The sequence below is a fragment of the Halorientalis sp. genome (assembly GCF_028275115.1).
Taxonomy (GTDB): Archaea; Halobacteriota; Halobacteria; order Halobacteriales; family Haloarculaceae; genus Halorientalis.
Genome location: NZ_JAQCNH010000043.1, coordinates 1 through 3,933, shown reverse-complemented (window position 1 = coordinate 3,933; position 3,933 = coordinate 1). Strand labels below are relative to the sequence as shown.

At 63.1% G+C, this 3,933-nt stretch carries 3 protein-coding genes; all 3 read left to right on the top strand.

The window, feature by feature from the left end; genetic code table 11:
- A partial coding sequence (locus Q0964_RS07260) for a glycoside hydrolase family 15 protein (protein WP_299265383.1) occupies nucleotides 1-1,395 on the top strand: 1,395 nt, incomplete at its 5' end.
- Between the two features lie 213 nt (nucleotides 1,396-1,608).
- Nucleotides 1,609-2,499, top strand: a complete 891-nt coding sequence (locus Q0964_RS07255) for a hypothetical protein (RefSeq protein ID WP_299265380.1) — start codon at nucleotides 1,609-1,611, stop codon at nucleotides 2,497-2,499.
- A 202-nt stretch (nucleotides 2,500-2,701) separates the two neighbouring features.
- The coding region (locus tag Q0964_RS07250; protein ID WP_299265377.1) for a halocyanin domain-containing protein at nucleotides 2,702-3,933 on the top strand (1,232 nt) is incomplete at its 3' end.

Here is a 3,933-nt window from a genome sequence, read left to right as displayed (position 1 = left end):
TCGGATGGCTGGATAGACGACACCGAAAGCGATAGTGGCGACCTGGACGTGGGCGTCGGCCTGTACGTCGACGACGCCGAAACCGAGGAGTGGCTCACCGCCGTCGGGTTCGCCACACAGAGTGAACAGAAGGCAATCGAACACGCGATCGATGCGCTGGATGCTGGCTACGAATCCGAGCGAGACGCTTTCACCGAGGCATGGGAAGCGTGGCACGACGGCGTCACGACCGCTCCGACGGGGGACGACGCAGTCGACGACCGGTACGAACGGTCCCTAACGAGTCTGAAGTGTGCCGAAGACCACTGTCAGGCGATGATTGCGGGGGCGTTCAAGCCGACGGACATGACGTACAAATTCATCTGGCCGCGCGATCAGGTAATCATCGTTCAAGCGCTGGCCGCTGCCGGAGCGTTCGACGAGGCACGGGACGCGCTGGAGTGGCTCGACGAGGTTCAGATCCGAGGCGAGGATGCCGTGACGGACGACCGAAACATCGACCGTCGGGGGACGTGGTGGCAGAACTACTACACCACCGGCGAGGCCCACTGGCGGGCCCTACAACTCGACCAGGTGGGCGGCCCGATCTATGCCCACTGGCTACTTTGGCGCGAGACCGACGACGACGATCTGCTAGAGAAACATTACGCTATGAGTGAACGCGCCGCCGAGTTCCTGCTTTCCTGGGACAACGACTGGGGGTTCCCGAAAGCCCATCAGGACCCGTGGGAGGAGGTCTGGGGCCACTCCACGGAGGGCAGTGCGGCGGCCATCGCGGGATTACGTTGTATGGCCGAGATGGCCGACGCCGTCGGTGACGACGACTTCGCGTCGCGGTGTCGCGAGCGAGCGGACACCTGGGCCGGAAACTTCGTGACCTACTGTTACAAAACGGACACGCCCTACGGCGACCACTTCGTCACAGCCGACAGCCCGGAACATGGAAATCCGGCGCCGGACCAGCGACCGGACGCGGCGGCGTTCATGGCCTACTGGCCGTGGAACGTCGTCGCGGCCGACGCACCCGAGATGGTCTCGACGGTCGAGCTCGCAGACGATCCACAGTGGCGGGCCGACGAGACGCCCTGTCTCGGCCGATACCCGGGCGACGTCTACACGCCGAGTGGCACCGCCGAGGATGGCGGCTGGCCGCTCTGTGAAGCGTACGCCGACGTAGTCCGGTGGCAATCAGGGGTCGACACTGACGCCGTCGAAGACCACGTCACCGACCACGCGAGCGAGTGGACCACGACGGCCAATCTGTTGCCCGAACGAGTCGACGGCGACGGAACCGTGAGCTGGAACTCCAACCTCCAGTGGAGTCAGGCGATGTATGTTCTCCTCGTCGAGAGTCACCGTCGCGGTGAGTCCTACGGCCTCGCTCCGTCGAGCTGACGTGCCCGTAATCGGTGTCGACAGAGGGACACTGCACGGGGAAAGAGCACCGGTACCGTAGTTCGCCTGCACGGAGACGAGGCCGACCTGACATAGCTGGCACGTTACCCGTTGGTGAGTTATCGTTATTTACTACCGAGACGTTACGATGTGGTATGCAACGGCAGGTAACCATCGGAAACCCCGACATATCAAGATATCCGTGATATCCGCGTGAATCTGCCCTCTGTTAGCGTTCGCAAGCGCGTAGCCAGACTCGACTCGATCCGGACGCAGTTACAGCTCGCAGCGAGGGACTTGCTTCGACAGGAGTTTTCGTATTCGACGGGGCATATCGCCGCCGTACTGAACACCTGTCTCTTTGCCCCGTCGCTGCTCACCTTCTGGTTCGTCAACGGCGTGTTAGATTTCTCGACCGCTATCGCTATCGGCGCCGTCGCGACACCTGCAGGATTACAGATTCGGGTGTTCGCGTATCTGTTACTCGTTCCGGTGTTTCTGGTCATACGAGTCAGCGTCCACCTGCTTCACCCGGCGCATCGCCGGCAACTGCTCTCGGGGTCGTGTCCGAACGTGCAGTTGGTGAGTCTCGACTGGTTCAGTATGGGGATTCTCGCGACGGGACTGCCGCTCGCGCTCCAGAATCTCGGCCCCTGGGTCGGGATGAATGCCCTCTTTCTCGTCGGGGTGTTCCTCGTCCCGAGGTATCTACCCGACAACCGTGGTCGACAGACCAAACTCGTCGCCATCGTCCTCGGTAGTGTCGTCTTTCTGTACGCAACCTACGGCGACGTTGTCACGATGATTCCCGACCCAGCGTCGGTACTCGGGCCAGTCGCGACACTCGCCCTCTCCGACGAGACCACCGCGTCGCTGCTGCGGGTCGTCAACAGCTTCCTCACCGGCCCGATACTCGTCGGACTGTTCGGTATATCCATGAATCACTTACTGACGCGACCGGAACTCACCGACATCCCCCTCGTGCAGTACGCGTTGCCGCGACGTGACCCCGATACCGTCGTCTCACTCAGCGCGGCGACCGGGACGGTGTTCTATCTCACTATCGTTGCTCTGCTGACTGGAACGGGTAGTATCATCCCGTGACAGCGCGATCTATCTGAGTCCGATCTTCGCAGGCGTATCACACAGAACTGTCATGGTCGTGCGCACGTGGTCCACACGCACACTGCTGGGATACAATTATTACGTAGTTTTCGTTGCCCGATATAACTGTATGGAGTGGGTGCGCTCGCCTCGCGCGTTCGAGCAATCTGTTTACAGGGGACGTGGGTAGCGGGGTGGTAGAATGTACGATAGACGAACGGTACTCGCAGGGACGTTCGGCGTGGCCGCGGCACTGGCCGGTTGCCAAGGCTCCGGCGACTCGGAGACGCCCAGTGGGACGCCTACCGGGACGGCGACGCCAGCACAGACCATCGACTATGGCGACTGGTTCGCCGACACCGACAACTTCGACGGGACAACAGTCGACATGCGCGGACAGTCCTCGGTCACGGTGTCAGTCGGCGCTCAGGGCAACAGCGGGGACTTCGCCTTCGACCCGCCCGCCGTCCACGTCGACCCCGGAACGACCGTGGTCTGGGAGTGGACCGGTAACGGCGGCAGCCACAACGTCGTCGCTGACGACGGCAGCTTCCGGAGCGGTGACCCGACCAGCAGCGGGACGTTCGAGCACACCTTCGACACGGAGGGTATCCACCTGTACTTCTGTGACCCACACGACTCGCTGGGGATGCGCGGGGCCGTCGTGGTCGGCGACCCCTCGGGCGGCGGTGGTGGTGGTGGGAACGCCTACGGCTTCGACGCGGCCAGCTTCGACGCCTACTGGTACTCGCTGTACAACATGAGCACCAACATCGCGATGAGCGGCAACGGCGTGCCGTTCCCGCTGAACGAGCAGATGGAGAAACTCAAGTCCAAGCGGATGCCCGCGATGCTCCAGAACTCGGAGGTCGACCAGCCCCCCATCGCGAACCCGAACCTCTCGCTGGCCGCCTTCACCGAAGGTGACCCGTCGTTCACGCAACAGCCAGTGCTCTCCGACGACAGCGGTCGACCGGACGCGAGTACACTGGCGTGGGACAAGAGTCAGTCCTCCGGTATCGTCAGCCCCTCCTCGGTCGGGTGGACCCACCTCAAAGGCGTCACCTGGGCCAAGAACTTCCAGGCGCACTTCGACCTGCTCCCCCAGGAGATGGCACCGAAGTTCCGGGCCCAGCTGCTCTCGACGCTCGCGCAGGTCGGTATCAACGCCGCCATCCTTGTGGGCGGCTCCCGCGGGAACGGTGCGCTGACCCACGGCGACACGTTCGAGTTCCTCTCGGAGTACCGCCCGAGTGCGGGCGAAATCGTTGACGACACGCGCCGGCCACACCACCACGCAGCGATGCTCTGGTTCCTTTCGGATATGAACAGCCTCGCCCAGAACGGCTGGTTCGGCTACGAGAATCCGAAGCCGCTGGTGCCCGCCAACGCCGGCGACGACGCCGTGTTCGACCCGCCGGTCGGCATCCAGGG